The sequence below is a fragment of the Arthrobacter sp. MAHUQ-56 genome, assembly GCF_019710585.1.
Classification (GTDB): domain Bacteria; phylum Actinomycetota; class Actinomycetes; order Actinomycetales; family Micrococcaceae; genus Arthrobacter.
In genome coordinates this window covers 91,744-109,970 of record NZ_JAIFZQ010000026.1, presented here as the reverse complement: position 1 = coordinate 109,970, position 18,227 = coordinate 91,744, and the positions used below count along the sequence as shown (strand labels likewise).

Here is an 18,227-nt window from a genome sequence, read left to right as displayed (position 1 = left end):
CGGTCCCCGGCGGCAGGCCTGGCGCGCCTGCTAGCTTCCCTGGCTGCGGGCGGGCAAGGGTGCCGGGCGCAGCCGGCGGTACCCCTCACGGGCCGGCGGACGGTCCGTGGGCAGTTCCTGGATCATTTCCTTCAGGGCGCTGATGCCGTATTCCAGCTGGGGATCGCGGCCCGCGGCGTAGGCGTGCGGTGGGAACGCCACTTCGATGTCCGGATCCACCCCGTAGTTCTCCACGCTCCAGCCGACACCGCCGCCAAACCAAGTGGCGTACCGGGGCTGGGTGACCCCGGTGCCGTCGGCCAGTGCGAAGCGGTTGTCGATGCCCACCACGCCGCCCCAGGTTCGGGTACCGATGACCGGTCCGATCCCCCGCAGCTTTGAGACCTGGGTGATGATGTCCCCGTCGGAACCGGCAAACTCATCGGCAAGGATGATGACCGGTCCGCGCGGTGCATGGTGCGGATAGGTCCGGGGTTTCTCGCCGCGCGGCATGCTCCAGCCCGTGACCTTTCTGCCGATCAGTTCGGCAACAAGCTGCGACGTGTGGCCCCCGCGGTTCCGGCGGACATCCACAATCAGGCCGTCCAATGCGGTTTCGGTGTCCAGGTCGCGGTGCAGCTGCGCCCAGCCGTTGGCCATCATGTCCGGGATGTGCAGGTAACCGAAGGTGCCGTTGGAGGCTTCCCGGACGGTCCGCCGATTGCCAGCAACCCATTCCTGGTAACGCAGGCGTTCCTCATCCTTGACGGGCACGACGGCGACCCTGCGCTGGGTGCCGGCGGCAGGGCCGTGTGCCGGGCCGTTGAGGAGGGTCAGCTCCACGGCGCGGCCGGCGGCGCCAACCAGCTGCATGGCGGGCGTGACGCTCCCGGACAGCGGGACGCCGTCGATGGCCAGCAGGACGTCCCCTGCCTTTGCCCCGACTCCCGGCCTCGTCAGGGGCGAGGTTGCCAGGGGGTCGGAGGACTCGCCGGCAAGGATTCGGGTGATTTCCCATCCGGCGGCGGTGTGGGCGAGATCTGCGCCCAGCCGCCCCTGGCCGCGGCTCCCGCGTTCGGTGACGGCGGCGGGCCGGACGTAGGCGTGCGAGGTTCCCAGCTCGCCGTGCAGTTCCCACAGCAGGTCCACGAGGTCGTCGTGGGACCCCAGCCGGTCAACCAGTGGGCGGTAGCGGGCACGGATGGATTCCCAGTCCTGCCCGGCCATGTCCTCGGTCCAGAAGAAGTCGCGCTGCAGGCGCCAGGCTTCATCGAACGCCTGGGCCCAGACGCTGACCGGGTCCAGCATGACGCGGATCCGGCCCAGGTCCACCTTGACCACTTTGCCTGATTCCTCATCCGCCTTGGCGTCCGCCGGGACGACGGTGACCTGCTTGTCGCAGACCAGCACCACTTTGCTGCGGTCCCCGGAGAGCCGGTAGCTGTCCAGCGAATCCACCAGGGTCGACTTCCTGCGCTGCACGATGTCGTACCGCACCAGGCTGGGCCGGGCGTCCTTGTCCTCCTGGCTGGCTTTGCCGTCACCGGTGACGCCGGCCAGGACGGAGTCGAGCCACAGCAGCGCACCATCAGCGGCCTTCAGCGAGCTGTAGTTGCCCTGGGGCACCGGAACGCCGATCACGCGGTGGGCGAGGCCCTCCGCATCGACGCGCACGGCGGGCACGGCGCCTTCCCCGCTGTTGGCTGCAGGGCTGCCGCCGGCCTCAGTTTCGGCTTCCGGTTCCGGGCCTGCGGGGTCAACCGAGGGACCAAAGGGCGACGGCGTATCGGCCGCGAGTGCCACCAGGTAGGGCTTGATGGGGCTGGGGAAGGAAAGGTCGAACGAGTGCCCGTCGTAGACGGGATCGAAGCTGCGGTTGGACAGGAAGGCCAGGAATTTGCCGTCCGGGGTGAAGGCCGGGGAGGCGTCACGGAAGCGGCCGTCGGTGACCTCCACCGGTTCGGCATCCAGGTTGTCCACCGTGGCAAGCCGCAGCCTGCTCCGGGATCCGAAGGACGTCACCGGCTCCGACCACGCGAGCCATCGCGAGTCCGCGGACCATGCCAGTTCGGAAATGCTTCCTTCGCCGATGCTGGCAACCTGCGCGAGGTCCCCGTTGCGCGTATCCAGCACGTGCACGTCGCCGAACGAGGTGCCGATGGCGAGCCACCGACCATCCGGGCTGGCTTCCAGCGAACTGGCGCGCGCGGGCGTGGGCACACTGATGCCCCCTCCCGCCGCGACGGACTGGGCCTCCGCCACGGACGCCGAGGCATCCGGAGCAACATCGGCCTGCTGTTCGTCGTCGGCCGGAGCGTGGCTGCTGCTGTGCCCCGCGAGGACCGCGGCCCCGGACGCGGGCACCGGCTGTGGCAGCTGCACCGAATCCTGCCCCTCCCCGGATCCCGGAGCGTGGCCTGGTTTCGCCGTCGAACCCGCAAGGCCGGCGTGCGCGGCAACAGCGTTCTTCGGCGCGCCTGCCGTGCCCTGCGGGACAGGAGCGGCGATGTCTTTGATGTGCAGCGCCTCAACGCCGTCGTGGTCTGCGACGTAGGCGATGCGGCCGTCCCCGAGGGGCCGCGGCAGCCGCCCCCGAACGCCGGGCGTGGCCTCGATGATGCGGGAGGGGCCGTCCTTGTGCCGCAGCCAGTGGACCGTCCCGTGTGACTCGACGGCGCTGGCGGCGCCGGTGCCGTCCGGAACCACCGCCCCGAGATGTTTCGCGGCATCGAGGAGCGCGGGCCGCCGGCTCTGCGAGGCCGAGCCGAGGGTGATGTCGAGCTTGACCGCGTCCGAGCCGGCATCGTGGAGGACCCAGAGTTCACCGGCGGACTCGAAGATGACCCGCTTGCCGTCCGTGGCGGCGTGCCGCACGTAGAAGTCCTGGTGGTCAGTGTGCCGGCGCAGGTCCTTGCCGCTGGGCAGGACCGAATACAGGTTGCCGTAGCCCTCGTGGTCGGACAGGAAGGCGATCCTGCCGTCCACCCACAGGGGGTCGGTGAGGTTGCCGTCAAGGTCCGGCAGCAGCCGCTCGAATTCGCCATTGCCGTCGGCGTCGATCCACAACTTGCCGGCGGTGCCGCCGCGGTACCGTTTCCACCACGCTGGCTCACGGGAGAGCACGCTTCCCAGCACAACCGGACGCTCATCGCCCACTTCCGGCCCGAAGGCTACCGATTCAACCGGCCCGTACGGCAGTTCCTGGGCCCAGCCGCCGTCGAGCGGCACGCTGTACGCGTAGGTGTGCCGGCTCTCCGCCTGGCGGAAAGCGCTGGTGACCACTACCTCCCCGCCTGCAGTGAAACCCTTCACCCTGGTGGTGCTGTGGCCGAAGTAGGTCAGCTGGCGATAGCCGCCGCCGTCCACCTGCGCCGAAACGACCTCCGGAGCCGTCCCCTGGACAACGCTCCACACCAGGCGTTGGCCATCCGGGGTGAAACGGGGGTTGCGGGCAGGGAGCTGGAGTGAGGAAACACGCCAGGCCCTGCCGCCGGCCAGGGGCGCAATCCACACGTCGTCCTCGGCCACGAAGGTGACCAGATCGCCGTGCAGGTGCGGAAAACGGAGGTAGCTCGAAGAGGTCATCGTTTGATCATAGTCAACCCCTTCCCCGCGTCGCGGGAGGTGCCGAGGGGCCGTTGCCGTGGTGAGATGGAGCATGCGCATCGTCATGTCCGGCGCCTCCGGGCTCATCGGCACGTCCCTGTCCAAGGCCTTCCACGACGCCGGCCACTCGGTCGTGACGCTGGTGCGGCGGCCGCCCGCCCATGCGGCGGAGATCCGCTGGGACCCTGCATCGGGACCCCTTGACCCGCACGCCCTTGCTGGCGCCGACGCCGTCGTGAATCTTTCCGGCGCCGGGATCGGGGACAGGCCCTGGACCCGGAGGCGGGTAGCGGAGCTGTTCAATTCCCGCCTGGGGCCAACCCGGACCCTCGTACGGGCCATGGCGCAGCTGGATTCGCCGCCGAAGACGTTCATCAGCCAGTCCGGCTCCGGCTACTACGGCGACGCCGGCAATACCCTTCTGCGGGAGGACGCACCGGCGGGTTCCGGCATCCTTGCCCGGATTTGTGTTGAGTGGGAGCAGGCTGCCTTGGCGGCGCCCTCCGGGGTGCGCGTCGTGACACCGCGTACCGGGGTAGTGTTCAGCCGTTCGGGCGGGGCCCTGGGACGGCTGCTCCCCCTGCTGCGGCTAGGCCTCGGCGGTCCGTTCGGCAGCGGCCGGCAGTTCTGGCCATGGATAACGCTTCCCGATGTTTCAGCCGCCTTCCTCTTCCTGCTCGACTCCGCGGTCACCGGCGCGGTCAACCTGTCCGCTCCCGAGCAATCGGACGTCAACACCACCGTGGCAGCGTTGGCGCGCGCACTTCACCGCCCGGCCGTGTTCCGCGTTCCTGCCCCTGTTCTGCGCACCGCAATGCCGGGCCTGGGCGAGGAGCTCCTGCTGTACAGCCAGCGCATGGAGCCCGCGGTCCTCTCTTCCGCCGGTTTCCAGTGGCAGCACAGGCGACTGGAATCAGGGGCCCGCTGGGTGGCCGGGAGCCACACCCGGGGGCCGGGGCTAGTCGTACGGGAGGGTTGATCGACGTCAAGCCCGGGCTTCAGCCCCCGGGCAGGATCTCACTGATCCTCCACTGGCCGTCCATCCGCACCAGGACCAGCCTGAGCCGTTGGGCCGGGCTGGGAGTACCTGCTGCCACCTCCGCGCCGCCGGCATCCACCGTCCGGTAAGCGGAGGTGGCGGAGGTCAGCCGGACAACCGCCCGCCCGCCGGCAGCCCCGTCGGCGACCGACAGGTCCGACACAGTGCTGGTGAATCCTTCCAGCCGAAGCCCCGCACCGTCCAGCTGGTCCGCAAGACGCTGGTCCGCCGCAGCTGCGGGTGACCCAGGCGCGTTGACCGCCTCCAGCAGTTCCAGGCTGCCACTGCTGAGGGCATGGTCCCGCAGGGCGGCCATCCCCGTCACGGCCAGCAGGGGGTCCTCCGAGCGCGCCTGCTGGCGGGCGGTATCGATCCCGGCAGTATCAACCCGCGCCGCATCTGTCCCGCTCCCCTTGCTGCCCGTTCCATCTTTGGCCCCCGTTCCATCTCCGGCGCCAGGGCCGGCAACCAGCGACGCAGCCGGCGCGGGCCAGAGACCGCTCACCTGCCCGCCGGGTGCGGTGCCGGTGACCGCCGAGAGCCACCAGATTCCCGCTCCGGCTGCCGCCAGGACCGGCACGGCGGCGCCGCGCAGGACCCGTGCGGCTGACCCCGCCCGGCCACGGGCGCGGGAGTCCGCGTGCTTTCCACGAAGGGGGGCCGTATGTGCCGCCTGCGGAAAGGGCATCCTCGGGGGCGACGGCGTCCGCCGGGTCAGGCGGCACGTTGCCGCCCGCCGGAACACGCCACGGAACATTCCACGGAGTTTGCCCGTGAGCCCGGCGCCGGAGTCCCGCACCGGGTCGTGCCGCCGGGTGAGCAGTTCGGGAATCACAGAGGGGTGGACGGCATCAGCGAGGTCCACGGGCAACGGTGCGGCGCTGCGGTACACGGCTGTCGCCAGGGCCATGGCCGTGGGCCGCTGCCGCCGGTCCTCATTGAGCCCGGCTTCCAGTGCCAGGGCCAGTTCCTTGGGGACGCCGGGAACCAGCAGGGAAAGCGGTGGCCGGTCGGCCGTGCGGCGCGGCGCCTCACCTGTGAGGCAGAACCAGCCCAGGGCTGCTGCCGCATAGACGTCCCGTTCGGGCTGGAGCCCGGCGCGTACTGCATCAACGGGCGCCGGGTCCAGGAAGCCAGAGGTGCCGGGAAGCTCCGTGCTGCCCGGATCCCCGATCATCCGGCCAACGCCCACATCGGAGAGCATCGGCTTGCCCTGCCCGGTGAACAGCACATTCCCGGGCGCCACATCCGAGTGCGTGAAGCCCTTCCCGTGCAGGTAGCCAAGCGCCTGGGCAATGGGGGTCAGGACCGTGACGGTCTCCCCCACGCTGATCCTGCCCCGGGCGCCTACCAGCTGTGCCAGGGAACCACCGGCGGCGTAATCCATGGTCAAGGCTGCAGCGTGGCCGGATCCCGCCAAAGGGACGGCTTGGTGCGACCTGATGAGGTGCGGGTGGTCCAGGACCGACAGGATGCGGATCTCCCTCCTCATCTCCTCTTGGCCGACGCCCGGATTGCCCAGGCTCCCTGGGCCGGGGCGGAAACACTTCACCGCAAACTGCCTGCCGGTCCTCTGCTCGGTGGCCAGCCACACGTCCGCACTGCCGCCCCGGCCCAGCAGCCGCCCGACGTCGTAACCGGCAATGTCCGGGGCCTCTGCATCGTCCATAGTCCATGTCTAGCCGAATCACGGCCGCGCTGCAGGAGTTATCCACAGGCATGGCGAGCTCACGACGTTCCAGGGCGGGCGGTGAGCTTGGACACTAAACCGGGAGCGCGCGGCTTCGGGGACTAAGCTGGATGCCATGACTCTTGAGTTTTCACAGCTGGGTCTTGCCCCTGACTTCGTCGATTACATGGACGGCTGGGATGCCCAGCGCGAACTCCACGACAAGGTTGTCGCCGGCGCTGCCCCCAGCACTGTCCTGCTTTTGGAGCACGCTGCCGTCTACACTGCGGGGAAGCTCACCGAGGACCACGAACGGCCGTTCGACGGCACACCCGTTGTTCCGGTGGACCGTGGCGGGAAACTGACGTGGCACGGGCCCGGACAGTTGATTGCCTACCCCATCCTGAAGCTGAAGAACCGCTCCGGCATCCGGGATTACGTTGAACGCCTCGAAGAGATCATGATCACCGTGCTGGCGGACTACGGCATCAATGCCGAGCGCATCAAGGGCCGCGCCGGCGTGTGGATCAAGGCCGATGCCAAGGGCCCGGACCGCAAGATCGCCGCCATCGGCATCCGCGTCCTGAACGGTGTCACCATGCACGGCGTTGCCATTAACTGCAGCAACGACCTGGCGCCGTATGGCCAGATCATCGCCTGCGGCATCACCGACGCGGGGGTGACCACGATGTCCCTGGAGACAGGACAGGACATCCAGCCGGCCCAGATCGTGGACCGGTTTGTGGAGGAATTCCGCAAGCACGAAGAAGCATTGGTTTCGAGCCCTGAAGGAGCTCTACTGTGACATTGGCACCTGAAGGCCGGAAGATGCTGCGGATCGAGCAGCGTAATGCTGCGGTTCCGGTCGAACGCAAGCCGGAGTGGATCAAGGCCAAGGTCCAGATGGGGCCCGAGTTCGTCGGGCTGAAGAACCTGGTCAAGAAGGAAGGCCTGCACACCGTCTGCGAAGAGGCCGGCTGCCCCAACATCTTCGAATGCTGGGAAGACAAGGAAGCGACCTTCCTGATCGGCGGCTCCGAATGCACCCGCCGCTGCGACTTCTGCCAGATCGACACCGGCAAACCCTCACCCCTGGACCGGTTCGAACCCACCAAGGTGGCCCGCTCCGTCCAATCCATGCAGCTGCGCTACGCCACCGTCACCGGCGTCGCCCGCGACGACCTCGACGACGAAGGCGTCTGGCTCTACGCCGAAACCGTCCGCAAGATCCACGAACTGAACCCCGGCACCGGCGTCGAACTGCTCATCCCCGACTTCTCCGGCAACCCCGACCACATCAAGGCGATCTGCGACTCCAAGCCCGAAGTCTTCGCCCACAACGTCGAAACCGTCCCCCGCATCTTCAAGCGCATCCGCCCCGCGTTCCGCTACGACCGCTCCCTGGACGTCATCACCCAGGGCCGCAACCACGGGATGGTCACCAAGTCCAACCTCATCCTGGGCATGGGCGAAACCCGCGAAGAAATCTCCGAAGCCCTCCGTGACCTCCACGACGCAGGCTGCGACCTGATCACCATCACCCAGTACCTGCGCCCGTCCGAACGGCACCTGCCCGTGGACCGCTGGGTCAAACCCCAGGAATTCCTGGACCTGCAGCACGAAGCCGAAGACATCGGCTTCCTCGGCGTCATGTCCGGACCCCTGGTCCGCTCCTCCTACCGCGCCGGCCGCCTCTGGGCCACCGCCATGCGCAAGAAAGGCCGCGACATCCCCGCCGAACTCGCCCACATCGCCGAAGGCATCCAGGACTCCGGCACCACCCGCCAGGAAGCCAGCAGCGTCCTCGCCGCCCATTCCTGAGGCCGGGGGAAGCAGCGGCCAAGGGCCGGACACCGGAAGATTCCGGCGTCCGGCCCTTGGCTTTAAGTCACGTAGAATTGAGGCACTATGGCGAAATCCCCTGACTCCAGCAACCCCACCCCGGCGGGCTCCAGCGCGGTGAAGCGCGGCCTGTTCACGCGCAAGCCGAAGGAAGCAAAGGCCAAAAAGCCCAGCAGGTTCAAGCAGATCGGCGAGGTCTTCACCATGACCCGCCGCCACGACCCCATGGTCCCGTGGCTCATGCTGCTGGTCTTCCTGGGTGTTGTGGCCGTCAGCTTCCTGGTTGGCTTCTGGCTGGACAACTGGATCACGGGCCTGATCATCGGTATTCCGCTGGGCCTGCTGGCCGCTACCTTCATCCTGTCGCGCCGCGCCGAACGTGCGGCGTTCGCCCAGATTGAAAACCAGCCCGGCGCCTCCGGCGCCGCCTTGGGCACGCTCCGCCGCGGCTGGATCACGGAAGAACAGCCGGTGGCTGTCAATCCCCGCACCCAGGATGCCGTATTCCGCGCCGTTGGCCGTCCCGGCGTCGTGCTGGTCAGCGAAGGGCCCGCCCACAGGGTGAAGCCGCTGCTTGATGCCGAGCGCAAGCGGCTGGCCCGGATCCTGCCCAACGTTCCGGTGCACACCATCCAGACCGGGCACGGCGAAGGCCAGGTTCCGCTGAGCCAGGTGGCGAAGCAGATGGGCAAGATGAAGAACGAACTGACCAAGCTGGAGGTCAGCACCGTGTCCAAGCGCATCGCATCCATGGGCACCCGGCTTCCCATCCCCAAGGGCATCGACCCGTACAAAGCCCGTCCCAACCGCGGACGCTAGGAACAAGCGCCCCGGCGCCGGCACCGCCGGCCACCGGGGCGTTTTTCTTGCCCCCGGACCGGCGGCCTTCTACGCCAAACCTCCCCTCATGACAGGACGTCTCACCATGCCCCTGCGGACAACCGCCCTCCGCGCCTTCCGGATCCTTGCCGTTGCAGAAGCATTCAGCTGGGCGGCGTTGCTCACCGGCATGTACTTCAAATGGATTGCCGGCACCACGGAGGTGGGCGTCCAGGTGGCCGGGCCGATCCACGGGGCCCTGTTCGTGGGCTACGGGCTTGCCGCGCTCATCCTGTGGCGCGTCCAGCGCTGGCCGTTCCTGGTTGCCGTGCTGGCCGGTATCTCCGCTGTCTTCCCCTTTGCCACCATCTGGTTCGAAAGGTGGGCGGGAAGGCGCGGGCACCTCAGTGGCGCACCCACTGGCAACGCCGCCGATGACCTTGAACCCAGCCGGGCGTAGGCGCGGACAGGGGCGGAGAGGTTGGAGTCCACCAATGCGGGACCAAGGGTCACGGACCCAGTGAAGGGAAGCCCGGGCCGCCGGCGGGCCGTAGCCGTTCTCTCCCTGCTGGGCGCAACCCTGTTCTGGGCAGGGAACTATGTGGTGGGTGCCGGCGCCGTCCAGAGCATCGACCCGCTGAGCCTTGTCTTCCTGCGGTGGTTGCTGGCGCTGGTACCGCTGGTCGTCATAGCGCAGCTCGTGGAACGGCCCTCCTGGCGGTCGGTCCTCGCCGCGTGGCCATGGCTGCTGTCGCTGGGCGTGCTCGGCCTGCTCGGGTACAACCTGCTCCTCTATTTCGCATTGGAGCACACTGATGCCTTCAATGCCTCGCTGATCAACGCTTTCAACCCGGCGCTCATCACCCTGGCTGCCGCAGTCTTCCTGCGCGAACGGCTCACACCGCTGGCGGTGGCAGGCGTCCTGTTGGCCCTGACGGGCGTCCTGATTGTCATCAGCGGAGGGAATATAGGGCGGTTGGTGGCCGCCGGTTTCGGCACCGGCGAGGTACTCATGGTGGGCGCCATCGTTGTCTGGACGGCGTACACCATCACAGGCCGGCTGGCACCGAAGATCCCGCCCATTACCGCAACAGCAGTGCAGGCGGCGGTGGTCGTGGCCATTCTGGGCCCGGTCCGCTTCGCCACGGGCGGCCTGGCACTTCCTCCAACAGGTGCCGCGCTGGCATCACTGCTGTTTATCGCTATCTTCCCGTCAGTGCTGTCGTACCTGCTGTGGAACCGGGCCCTGACGGTCCTGCCTGCGGCCGGCGCGGGAGTGTTCCTCAACCTCATCACCGTCTTCACCGCGATTCTGACCGTCCTTGCCGGGCAGGTCCACACGACCGCCCAGCTGGTGGGCGGCGCCGTCGTCATTGCGGGCGTGGTGGTGACCAACGCTCCGGCCTTCCGGCGGCAGAGACGGACCGGGGCACTGCCGGGGGCGTAAGCGGGACCGCTACCGGCGGATCAGGAGTGTGTTCATGGCTCTGTCATGCAGACCGCGCTGGTCGGGATCGAAAATCACTGCCGGTACCACCAGGCACAGCAGCAGCGTCCGCACCAATGCCGCGAGCGGACCCGGCGTCCCGCCGCCTGGCTTCACCACGGCGATGCCCATGGCGCGGTGGCCGATGCTGTAGCCGAGGGTCCCCACCAGGAGGATCTGCTCGATCGCAAAGACCGCAAGGGTGGCCCAGGAGTCCCCGGCAAAGGCAAAGTTGCTGATCAGCAGCGCGATGCCCCAGTCGATCATGATCGCCACGATCCTGCGGCCTGCCCTGGCAATGGAGCCGGGCCCGGACTCCGGCAGGCCCAGGCGTTCCCCGGGATACTTGGAGATGCCGGAGGTGTCCGGTCCGCTGAGCCAGGACCCAATGTCTTTGCGATCTACCACCGTCCAAGCCTACCGGCCCTGCCGGCAGCGGAGGCGCCCACACTGTGGATAGGACTCGACCATAGTCTGGACTGAAGATAGCGTGGTCATAGCAGGGCATTCTGTAACCTGCCCGAAACAATGCGGACACGGACGGGAAATGCCGCATCCATAGTCTGTTAGCAGTTTCAAGTAATCCCACGGCAGGTGCACGCAGCAGGGAAAACAGTGCGTTCTCCCTGCCTTTGGATTGCGCTGGATCACATGGCTTGCATGCCAGATATTTACATATGCGTTAGGAGCATAGATGTTCAAGACTGCGGACGAAGTCCTCAAGTTCATCAAGGACGAAGATGTAAAGTTCGTCGATATCCGCTTCACCGATCTTCCGGGCGTCCAGCAGCACTTCAACGTCCCCGCCAAGAGTGTTGACGCCGACTTCTTCGTCAACGGCCAGCTCTTCGACGGATCCTCCATCCGCGGCTTCCAGGGCATCGCCGAATCTGACATGCAGCTGATCCCGGACGTCACCACCGCGTTCCTGGACACGTTCCGCATGGAGAAGACGCTCGCGCTGAACTTCTCCATCGTGAACCCCCGCACCGGCGACCCCTACCACCGCGACCCCCGCGGCGTTGCCGAGAAGGCTGAAGCCTACCTGGCCTCCACCGGCATCGCGGACACCGCCTTCTTCGCACCCGAGGCCGAGTTCTTCGTCTTCGACAACGTCCAGTACAAGTCCTCCCCCGAGGGCAGCTTCTACAAGATCGACTCCGAGGAAGCCCACTGGAACACCGGCCGCGAGGAAGAGGGCGGCAACCTGGGCTACAAGACCCCCGTCAAGGGCGGTTACTTCCCGGTCTCCCCCACCGACAAGCAGGCCGACCTGCGCGACGCCATGTGTGTTGCCCTGGACGAGGCCGGCCTTGAGGTCGAGCGCAGCCACCACGAAGTTGGGTCCGCCGGCCAGGCAGAGATCAACTACAAGTTCACCACCCTGACCCACGCTGCCGATGACCTGCAGAAGTTCAAGTACGTCATCAAGAACACGGCTGACGCCTGGGGCAAGTCCGTGACCTTCATGCCCAAGCCGGTCTTCGGTGACAACGGCTCCGGCATGCACTGCCACCAGTCGCTGTGGAACGGTGGCGAACCGCTGTTCTACGACGAGAAGGGCTACGCCGGCCTGTCCGACACCGCCCGCTGGTACATCGGCGGCCTGCTGAAGCACGCCTCCGCCGTCCTGGCCTTCACCAACCCGACGGTGAACTCGTACCGCCGCCTGGTCAAGGGTTTCGAAGCTCCGGTCAACATGGTGTACTCGCAGGGCAACCGCTCCGCCGGTATCCGTATCCCGATCACCGGTTCCAACCCGAAGGCCAAGCGCATCGAGTTCCGCGCTCCGGACCCCTCCTCCAACCCGTACCTGGCGTTCGCTGCCCAGCTTATGGCCGGCATCGACGGCATCCGCAACCGGATTGAGCCGCCGGCTCCGATCGACAAGGACCTCTACGAGCTCCCCGCCGAGGAAGCCAAGGACATCCCCAAGGCTCCGGGCACCCTCGAGGAAGCGCTGGAGGCCCTGCGCGAGGACAACGAGTTCCTGCAGGCAGGCGGCGTCTTCACCCAGGACCTGATCGACACCTGGATCGAGTACAAGTACGAGAACGAGATCCGCCCGCTGTCCCTGCGCCCGAACCCCTACGAGTTCGAGCTCTACTACGGCGTCTAGGTAGATCCCGCGGCTGAACGGGGCATAGTCCGCCAGCAGTCCGCAAGAATCTTCAAAGAGAAAAGGCCGGCCATTGGGTTTACCCCCGAGGGCCGGCCTTTTTGCTGTCCGGATCCGCTACGCCTTTTCTTAGGTTGGCGAGTTCAATCTCTCATCCAGGACACTGGATACTGCCGCCCTCGCGGACTCCTCCTTGTCGGGCCACATGTGGCCGTACGTGTCGAGAGTCGTCTTCGCCGACGAATGCCTCAGACTCTTTTGCGCGACCTTCACATCGAGGCCTTAGCGATCAGGAGCGAAGCGAAGTAATGCCGAAGGTCATGGAATCTAAAACCCTCCGGCAATCCATTCACAGTGTCACGCGCCTCCCTGAAGTAGTGTTCTAACCTGTGGGGTGAGATGGCGCGTCCCCACTCGTTCGTGACCAGGGTTCACTCCCCACCGCGTGTGATTCGCAGACAGTTCAAGGCATAGGTTCTGCGGTATCGGAATCGGTGTCTTCGACTCTTCCGTCTTGAGTTCACGCCAGGGTAATGGATCGCCTGCTTGATGATCCCGCGCATAAAGTCCACGTCCGAGACGCTCAGCGCAACCGCTTCGGATACTCTCAGGCCTGCGAATGCAGCCAGAAGGATGGCAGGTTGCTGGCCGGCTAGCATGGCGTCACGGAGCGCCCAAACCTGTTCAGTCGTGGCTACATATGCCCGCTGATTTCCGGCATTGGGCGCTGTTCTTCGGCTTAGCAGCGACTTCGGAAGCAATCCATCGTGCGCAGCATGGGCAAATGGTTGCCCCATGCGCGAGTGGATTGCGTAGTGGGTTGCATCGGCTAGGCTATCCGCAACGACAAGCGCCTCACCCCGGATGCGAAGCGGCAGCATCGCCCGCGAATAACTCCAGACGAAGTCCAGGAACTCCGGGCAGCCGAAACCACCGCCAAAGCTGCAAGGAAAACGAAGTCGCCAAGAGCCTGTTCGGTCTTGATAGTTCACTTCGGCTCTAGATGCCATCTCCTTCCGGGACGCGCAGGACCGGGCGGAAAACATCCTCGTGAACGCTGCAGACCGGGCACCCAGCCTGCTGGAGCGGGCTGAACTGTCCGGCGCGGCACCAGCCTCAGCAAAGCCCTCATCAATCGGGCGCTCGAAGCCGGCTGGGTGAATGTCGCCAACGCCGGTATCGAAGCGAACCCGTACAAGGGGTGAACAGCTCGAAGAACTATGGGACCTCCAGGACGCGGACCCGGCAAGCCCAGCAGCACTCCAGGCTCGAACATCTAATCAGCCGTGTTCGATGTGCCGAAGCCGGATGAAATCAGCGGCTACCCCTCAGAAACGGTTAGCGAACAGATGGCCGCTTCCGACGCCTAGTGGCGGTTTAATCCTGAAGCCCCTGGCAAGTGTTTGATACAAGTCAGGGGGCTTTTCCAAAGCTGGGTATTCCAAGCTTCACTATTTGGTAACCAACCCTCGACTTTCCTTGTCCTCCTGGCCATCGCTGTCCCGGGCGTCACTGACGAAAAAGAGCAAGAACAGGATATGGGCCATGCTAAGCACCATAGGACTACGAGGACGCAAAGGACGACGCCGTGTGAGTTCTCGTCCACCTTGTCATTGGGCAGTAGACCCAGCGCGAAATGGGGGCACCCGTGCAATAAGTGCCAACCACGCCGCTATGTGTTGAAGCTTTCCCCTGCTTCTGCCCGCGGGACATGCGACGCCTGGACTTCCTCATCCCTTCTGCGCGAGAGACAAAGCGGAAATAGGATGCTAGTAGCGCACAAAGGCCAGCGCCCGCAGCGAAAAGAAAACTAATCACTTGTCCCCAAATCTGAATTACACAACCTCTGAAGGGTTGCCGATAAGCACGCCATCAGAGGTCAGTGATCCACGTGCCCGCTTCTGGCGGGTTTTCTCATACCCAAATCGATTTAGGAAGGCCATATCTTGGTCGCATGCACGTACTCGCGGATCGGCTCCGACTCATTCACTGGCGCAGCCATCAATGCAGGCCACGGCGCGCCTGCCAGCGGGCGATATGGTGGATGACCAGGAGTGGTCTCCATGCGAGGAAGGTGAACAGCGTCACCTACTATCGCAGTATGAATTCGGAAGCAAGGTCCACCCGTGGGGGGCGGATTCATTCACTGGACGGGGTCCGTGGAGTGGCAGCACTCGTTGTCCTCATCCATCACGCCGCCCTACTGTCGCCAGTCCTCGCGGCCACGTACTTCTCCAGCAGCACTACTACCTCTGACAATGCCCTCGCATGGTGGCTGACGTACACACCGTTGCACCTCCTATGGGAAGGCGACGGCGCCGTCTACATCTTCTTTGTGCTGAGCGGCGCCGTTCTGACCCTCCCATTCATCGGCAGGCCCTTCCGCGCCAAGTCGTTCTACGGTCAACGCATCCTGCGGCTGTACCTGCCCATCTGGGCCGCAGTCCTGCTAGCAGCGGTCACGGTCTACCTTGTCCCAAGGGTCGGCGGGACGGGCAACGACTGGCTCAACAATTGGCGAGCCGAGCACGTCACGGCAGCAGTCCTGGTCGGAGACCTGACGCTGGTGCGTGGCCCCGGAGGACTAGCAACCCCGTTGTGGTCCCTGCAATGGGAGATCCTGTTTTCACTGGCGCTGCCGGTTTATCTGTGGCTGGCCTTCAAAACGCGTGGGTACGTGGCCTGCGGAATAGCGGGTCTTGTCCTGCTCTCATCCGCCAGCACGTACCTAGACGGAACCGCCCAGTCCATCTTGAAGTATATGCCGATGTTCATGGTTGGCGTCGTGATGATCGTGGAGCGCCGCGCCCTTGAACGCTGGGGGGAGAAAATCACCTCCCGTCGAGGCTTGTGGCCCATCATATTCACGGCCGGGTGCCTGCTCGTTGGGGCTGGCTGGTACGTGATTCCGCTGACGCCAGGCCAGATAGTTCATGGCCTGACGGTAGGGCCGATGGTCCTCGGAGCTGCCATCATCATCTTCGCGGCAATTTACTGGCGCGGGTTGCGGGCAGCATTAGAAGCCGCGCCGGCTCAATGGCTGGGGAAGATATCATTCAGCCTGTACCTGATCCACGAACCCATTATCGTGAGCTTGGGCTACGTCATGGGGTCAGCCTTCGCACCGCTCGCAGCCATCCTCGGCATCGTCATCTCACTTCTACTGGCGCCTGCATTCTTCAGGCTGATCGAACTGCCGTCGCACCGACTGTCGAAGTTCGTTGGCTCGAAATTCCAATCAAAGATCAGCAGTGCCCCGCACATGGTCAAGACGGGCAGAAAATCCGGCTGAGTACCACCAATTGGGAAGAGGAAAGACCGCGCAGCACGAGTCAGGCATCCGGGGGTCTTTCGGGGACATCACGGAGCAGCATGACCCTGGTGCTACGGCCGCGGATGTGCAGCTGCGACTCAGGATGCTCAACACCTGAAACCCTCGCGAGTCATTCCGGCTGGCGACGGGTTCCCCATTTGTTACAACGCACGTAATTATCGAATCGGTGGAATATGATCCGATCATCATTTGACTTGCTGCTTCAATCGCAGCGTTATTAGAAGGAAATCCATGGGGGATCACCGCAGGCGGCTTACAGCCGCCTTCGCTTCGCTAGCCATCGCAGCTACCGCTCAAGGTTTCGTTGCACCCCTGGCCACCGCAGCCCCAACCACCGTCAGCAATGACCAGGTTACTAAACCAACAAACTCACCCACCGCATCGGCCGAGCCGTCCCCTGCCTCTACGCCAACCGTAACGCCCTCGGAGCCGACGAGCGCTCCCACTCCGACCGCAGGCCCTACGGTCCCTGCTTCTGAGGAGTCAACCAATGCGGCTCCGTCAGAAGCCCCCTTTACCGCGCCAGTGCAGAAGTTGCAGACCGAGGCGACGGCTGGCGGCGGATATACCGGGCAGTGGATCCTCTCGCAGCTTCCAAGGACCATGAACATCGCGGACCCGTACAGCCGTGATTACTTCCCGCACTGGATCGACACTGACGAGAACGGGTGCGACACACGCGCTGAAGTCCTCAAGGCAGAGTCCGCTGTGCCTGTTACGTATAGCTCCGACTGCACGGTCGCCACTGGGCAGTGGACTTCCCCCCTACGACGGGGCAGTGTGGACCAACACTTCAGACGTTAGTATCGACCATGTCGTGCCTTTGGCCGAAGCATGGCGATCCGTAGCATGGAGCTGGACCACCGCCCAGCGCACGGCCTTCGCCAATGACCTCGGCTACGAGCACAGCCTGGACGCGGTCACGGACAATGTCGACCAGTCCAAGGGCGACCAGGACCCAGCAACATGGATGCCCACGGTTGGTCAGTGCGACTACGCAATCCGCTGGGTGACTGTCAAATGGCGTTGGAACATCGGCGTTGACGACGCGGAACGCGCTGCACTCGGCAACTATCTCAACGGCACGCAGTGCGGAACCGCGCCGGTCAGCCTGCCGACGAAAATGATCATCGATGCGAGCCAGCAGAAGTGGCCGCTCCACAAGATTGTCTACGACTCGACCATCTGTGAACTGAAGCCCGACTCCGGGGGCAACCAAGTTCCCGTGCAGCTCAGTTACGAGCGGTGGCAGGATGTCTACAACTTCCAGACGCCCACCCCTGCATCGACTGACTTCGTAAAGTACCCGTGGTCCCCGACGGTGTATGCGGTGACTTTCTGGCCCGGTGGCGAGGATAACTGGATGTGGACGCCACTGTCCTTCGAGCAGTGGAACACGGCAGGTAAGCCGTTCCCTCGCATCGCAGGGTGGATCAAGGGCAGCTACTACTACCAGTGGCGTACAGGAGCCGAAATCTTTGTTGCCGGCGAGGATGGCATCAAGCACAAGCTCACTGGCGCTGAGTGGGCGGCCTCGGGTTACCGTTCGTTCGACTACAAGGTGGCTGAGGGCTTCCTGAAGCTTACTTGGGCTCCTGAGGTTGCGCGGATGACGGATGTTGTGAACGGCGCTGGTCGCCCTCTTGGGTATACGGAATGGGCCGCTGAGGGGTTCCCGACTCCTTCCACGGTTCAGAGGATCACGGGGGACCAGTTTTACCAGGACTACGGAAACCCCACCGTGTACTACGCCGGCCCGAACATGAACCGGCCGGTGACGTTCGCTGAGTGGCAGGCCGCGGGCTCGCCAATTCCAATCGTTCGAAACGCTCCGTCGGGTGGTGGGGGAACCACACCACCCCCGTCGTCCCAGCCGGCAAACCCGGGTGACTCGGTAAACTGCAACAGCTTCAATTACTGGTATGAAGCCCAAAACTGGTTCAACACCTACTACCCGTACTACGGCGACGTGGCCCAGTTGGACTCGAACAACAATGGCATCGCCCGCGAGACGCTTCCCGGCGCCCCATAGCGCATTCCGTCCTGAATAGAAGAGGCATCTTGGCTGACAGGGGCTCTCTTTTTGTAAGTCCCGCTAGCTATCCTCCAGCTCATGGTGAAGTCTGACCTGGAGGGGTTCGCAGCGATGATCGCCCGCATAGATAAGGAGCGCGAAGAGAAGCGGCAGGCTGACATGCTGGGTTCCCCGTTCGAGGACGTGGACGGCCAACCTTGGGCCTTCGTCATTCGGAAGGCCGTGGAGTGGCTTATGCGGAACAGCTCCGCTACCTCGTGGATCTTCCGGAACTCGGGCTCGTCACTCTTACTGTCAGT

At 65.0% G+C, this 18,227-nt stretch carries 12 protein-coding genes; 9 read left to right on the top strand and 3 right to left on the bottom strand.

The features are described from left to right. Positions 1-30: 30 nt before the first annotated feature. On the bottom strand, positions 31-3,564 hold the full coding sequence (locus tag K4G53_RS20490; protein ID WP_221387529.1) for a S41 family peptidase: 3,534 nt from the start codon (positions 3,562-3,564) through the stop codon (positions 31-33). A gap of 73 nt (positions 3,565-3,637) precedes the next feature. On the opposite strand from K4G53_RS20490, the gene K4G53_RS20485 reads away from it, so the two are divergent. Then, complete coding sequence (locus tag K4G53_RS20485) at positions 3,638-4,564, top strand: TIGR01777 family oxidoreductase (protein ID WP_221387528.1); 927 nt, start codon at positions 3,638-3,640, stop codon at positions 4,562-4,564. Between the two features lie 19 nt (positions 4,565-4,583). Here K4G53_RS20485 and K4G53_RS20480 read toward each other — a convergent pair whose 3' ends face one another. Next, complete coding sequence (locus K4G53_RS20480; RefSeq protein ID WP_221387527.1) at positions 4,584-6,293, bottom strand: serine/threonine-protein kinase; 1,710 nt, start codon at positions 6,291-6,293, stop codon at positions 4,584-4,586. A gap of 127 nt (positions 6,294-6,420) precedes the next feature. Here K4G53_RS20480 and lipB point away from each other — a divergent pair, with 127 nt between their 5' ends. The 5 genes from lipB (at position 6,421) to K4G53_RS20455 (ending at position 10,401) form a co-directional block, all read left to right on the top strand. Continuing rightward, entirely contained in the window at positions 6,421-7,098 is a 678-nt protein-coding gene (lipB, locus tag K4G53_RS20475; protein ID WP_221387651.1) for a lipoyl(octanoyl) transferase LipB, read from the top strand. Further along, complete coding sequence (gene lipA / locus K4G53_RS20470; RefSeq protein ID WP_221387526.1) at positions 7,095-8,114, top strand: lipoyl synthase; 1,020 nt, start codon at positions 7,095-7,097, stop codon at positions 8,112-8,114. Before lipB ends, lipA begins: the two co-directional genes overlap by 4 nt. A gap of 87 nt (positions 8,115-8,201) precedes the next feature. Further along, positions 8,202-8,954: a DUF4191 domain-containing protein gene (locus K4G53_RS20465; RefSeq protein WP_221387525.1), complete on the top strand. Its 753-nt coding sequence runs from the start codon at positions 8,202-8,204 to the stop codon at positions 8,952-8,954. 88 nt (positions 8,955-9,042) lie between these two features. Continuing rightward, positions 9,043-9,414 carry a DUF3817 domain-containing protein gene (locus K4G53_RS20460; RefSeq protein WP_374226190.1) on the top strand — a complete coding sequence of 124 codons (372 nt, stop codon included), beginning with the start codon at positions 9,043-9,045 and terminating at the stop codon, positions 9,412-9,414. Between the two features lie 60 nt (positions 9,415-9,474). Then, a complete protein-coding gene (locus K4G53_RS20455; RefSeq protein ID WP_221387524.1) occupies positions 9,475-10,401 on the top strand; it encodes a DMT family transporter in 927 nt (308 codons plus the stop codon). A gap of 9 nt (positions 10,402-10,410) precedes the next feature. On the opposite strand, the gene K4G53_RS20450 is transcribed toward K4G53_RS20455, so the two are convergent. Next, positions 10,411-10,848 carry an RDD family protein gene (locus K4G53_RS20450; RefSeq protein ID WP_221387523.1) on the bottom strand — a complete coding sequence of 146 codons (438 nt, stop codon included), beginning with the start codon at positions 10,846-10,848 and terminating at the stop codon, positions 10,411-10,413. 286 nt (positions 10,849-11,134) lie between these two features. On the opposite strand from K4G53_RS20450, the gene glnA reads away from it, so the two are divergent. The 3 genes from glnA to K4G53_RS20435 all read left to right on the top strand — a co-directional run bounded on the left by glnA (position 11,135) and on the right by K4G53_RS20435 (position 17,925). Then, a complete protein-coding gene (gene glnA / locus K4G53_RS20445; protein WP_221387522.1) occupies positions 11,135-12,559 on the top strand; it encodes a type I glutamate--ammonia ligase in 1,425 nt (474 codons plus the stop codon). Positions 12,560-14,660: 2,101 nt separating this feature from the next. Next, positions 14,661-15,851 (top strand): acyltransferase, encoded by a 1,191-nt coding sequence (locus tag K4G53_RS20440; protein WP_221387521.1) that lies wholly within the window; start codon positions 14,661-14,663, stop codon positions 15,849-15,851. Between the two features lie 859 nt (positions 15,852-16,710). Continuing rightward, the gene (locus tag K4G53_RS20435) at positions 16,711-17,925 is read left to right on the top strand and encodes an HNH endonuclease family protein (RefSeq protein ID WP_221387520.1); all 1,215 of its coding nucleotides are present in this window, start codon (positions 16,711-16,713) and stop codon (positions 17,923-17,925) included. Positions 17,926-18,227: the final 302 nt, after the last annotated feature.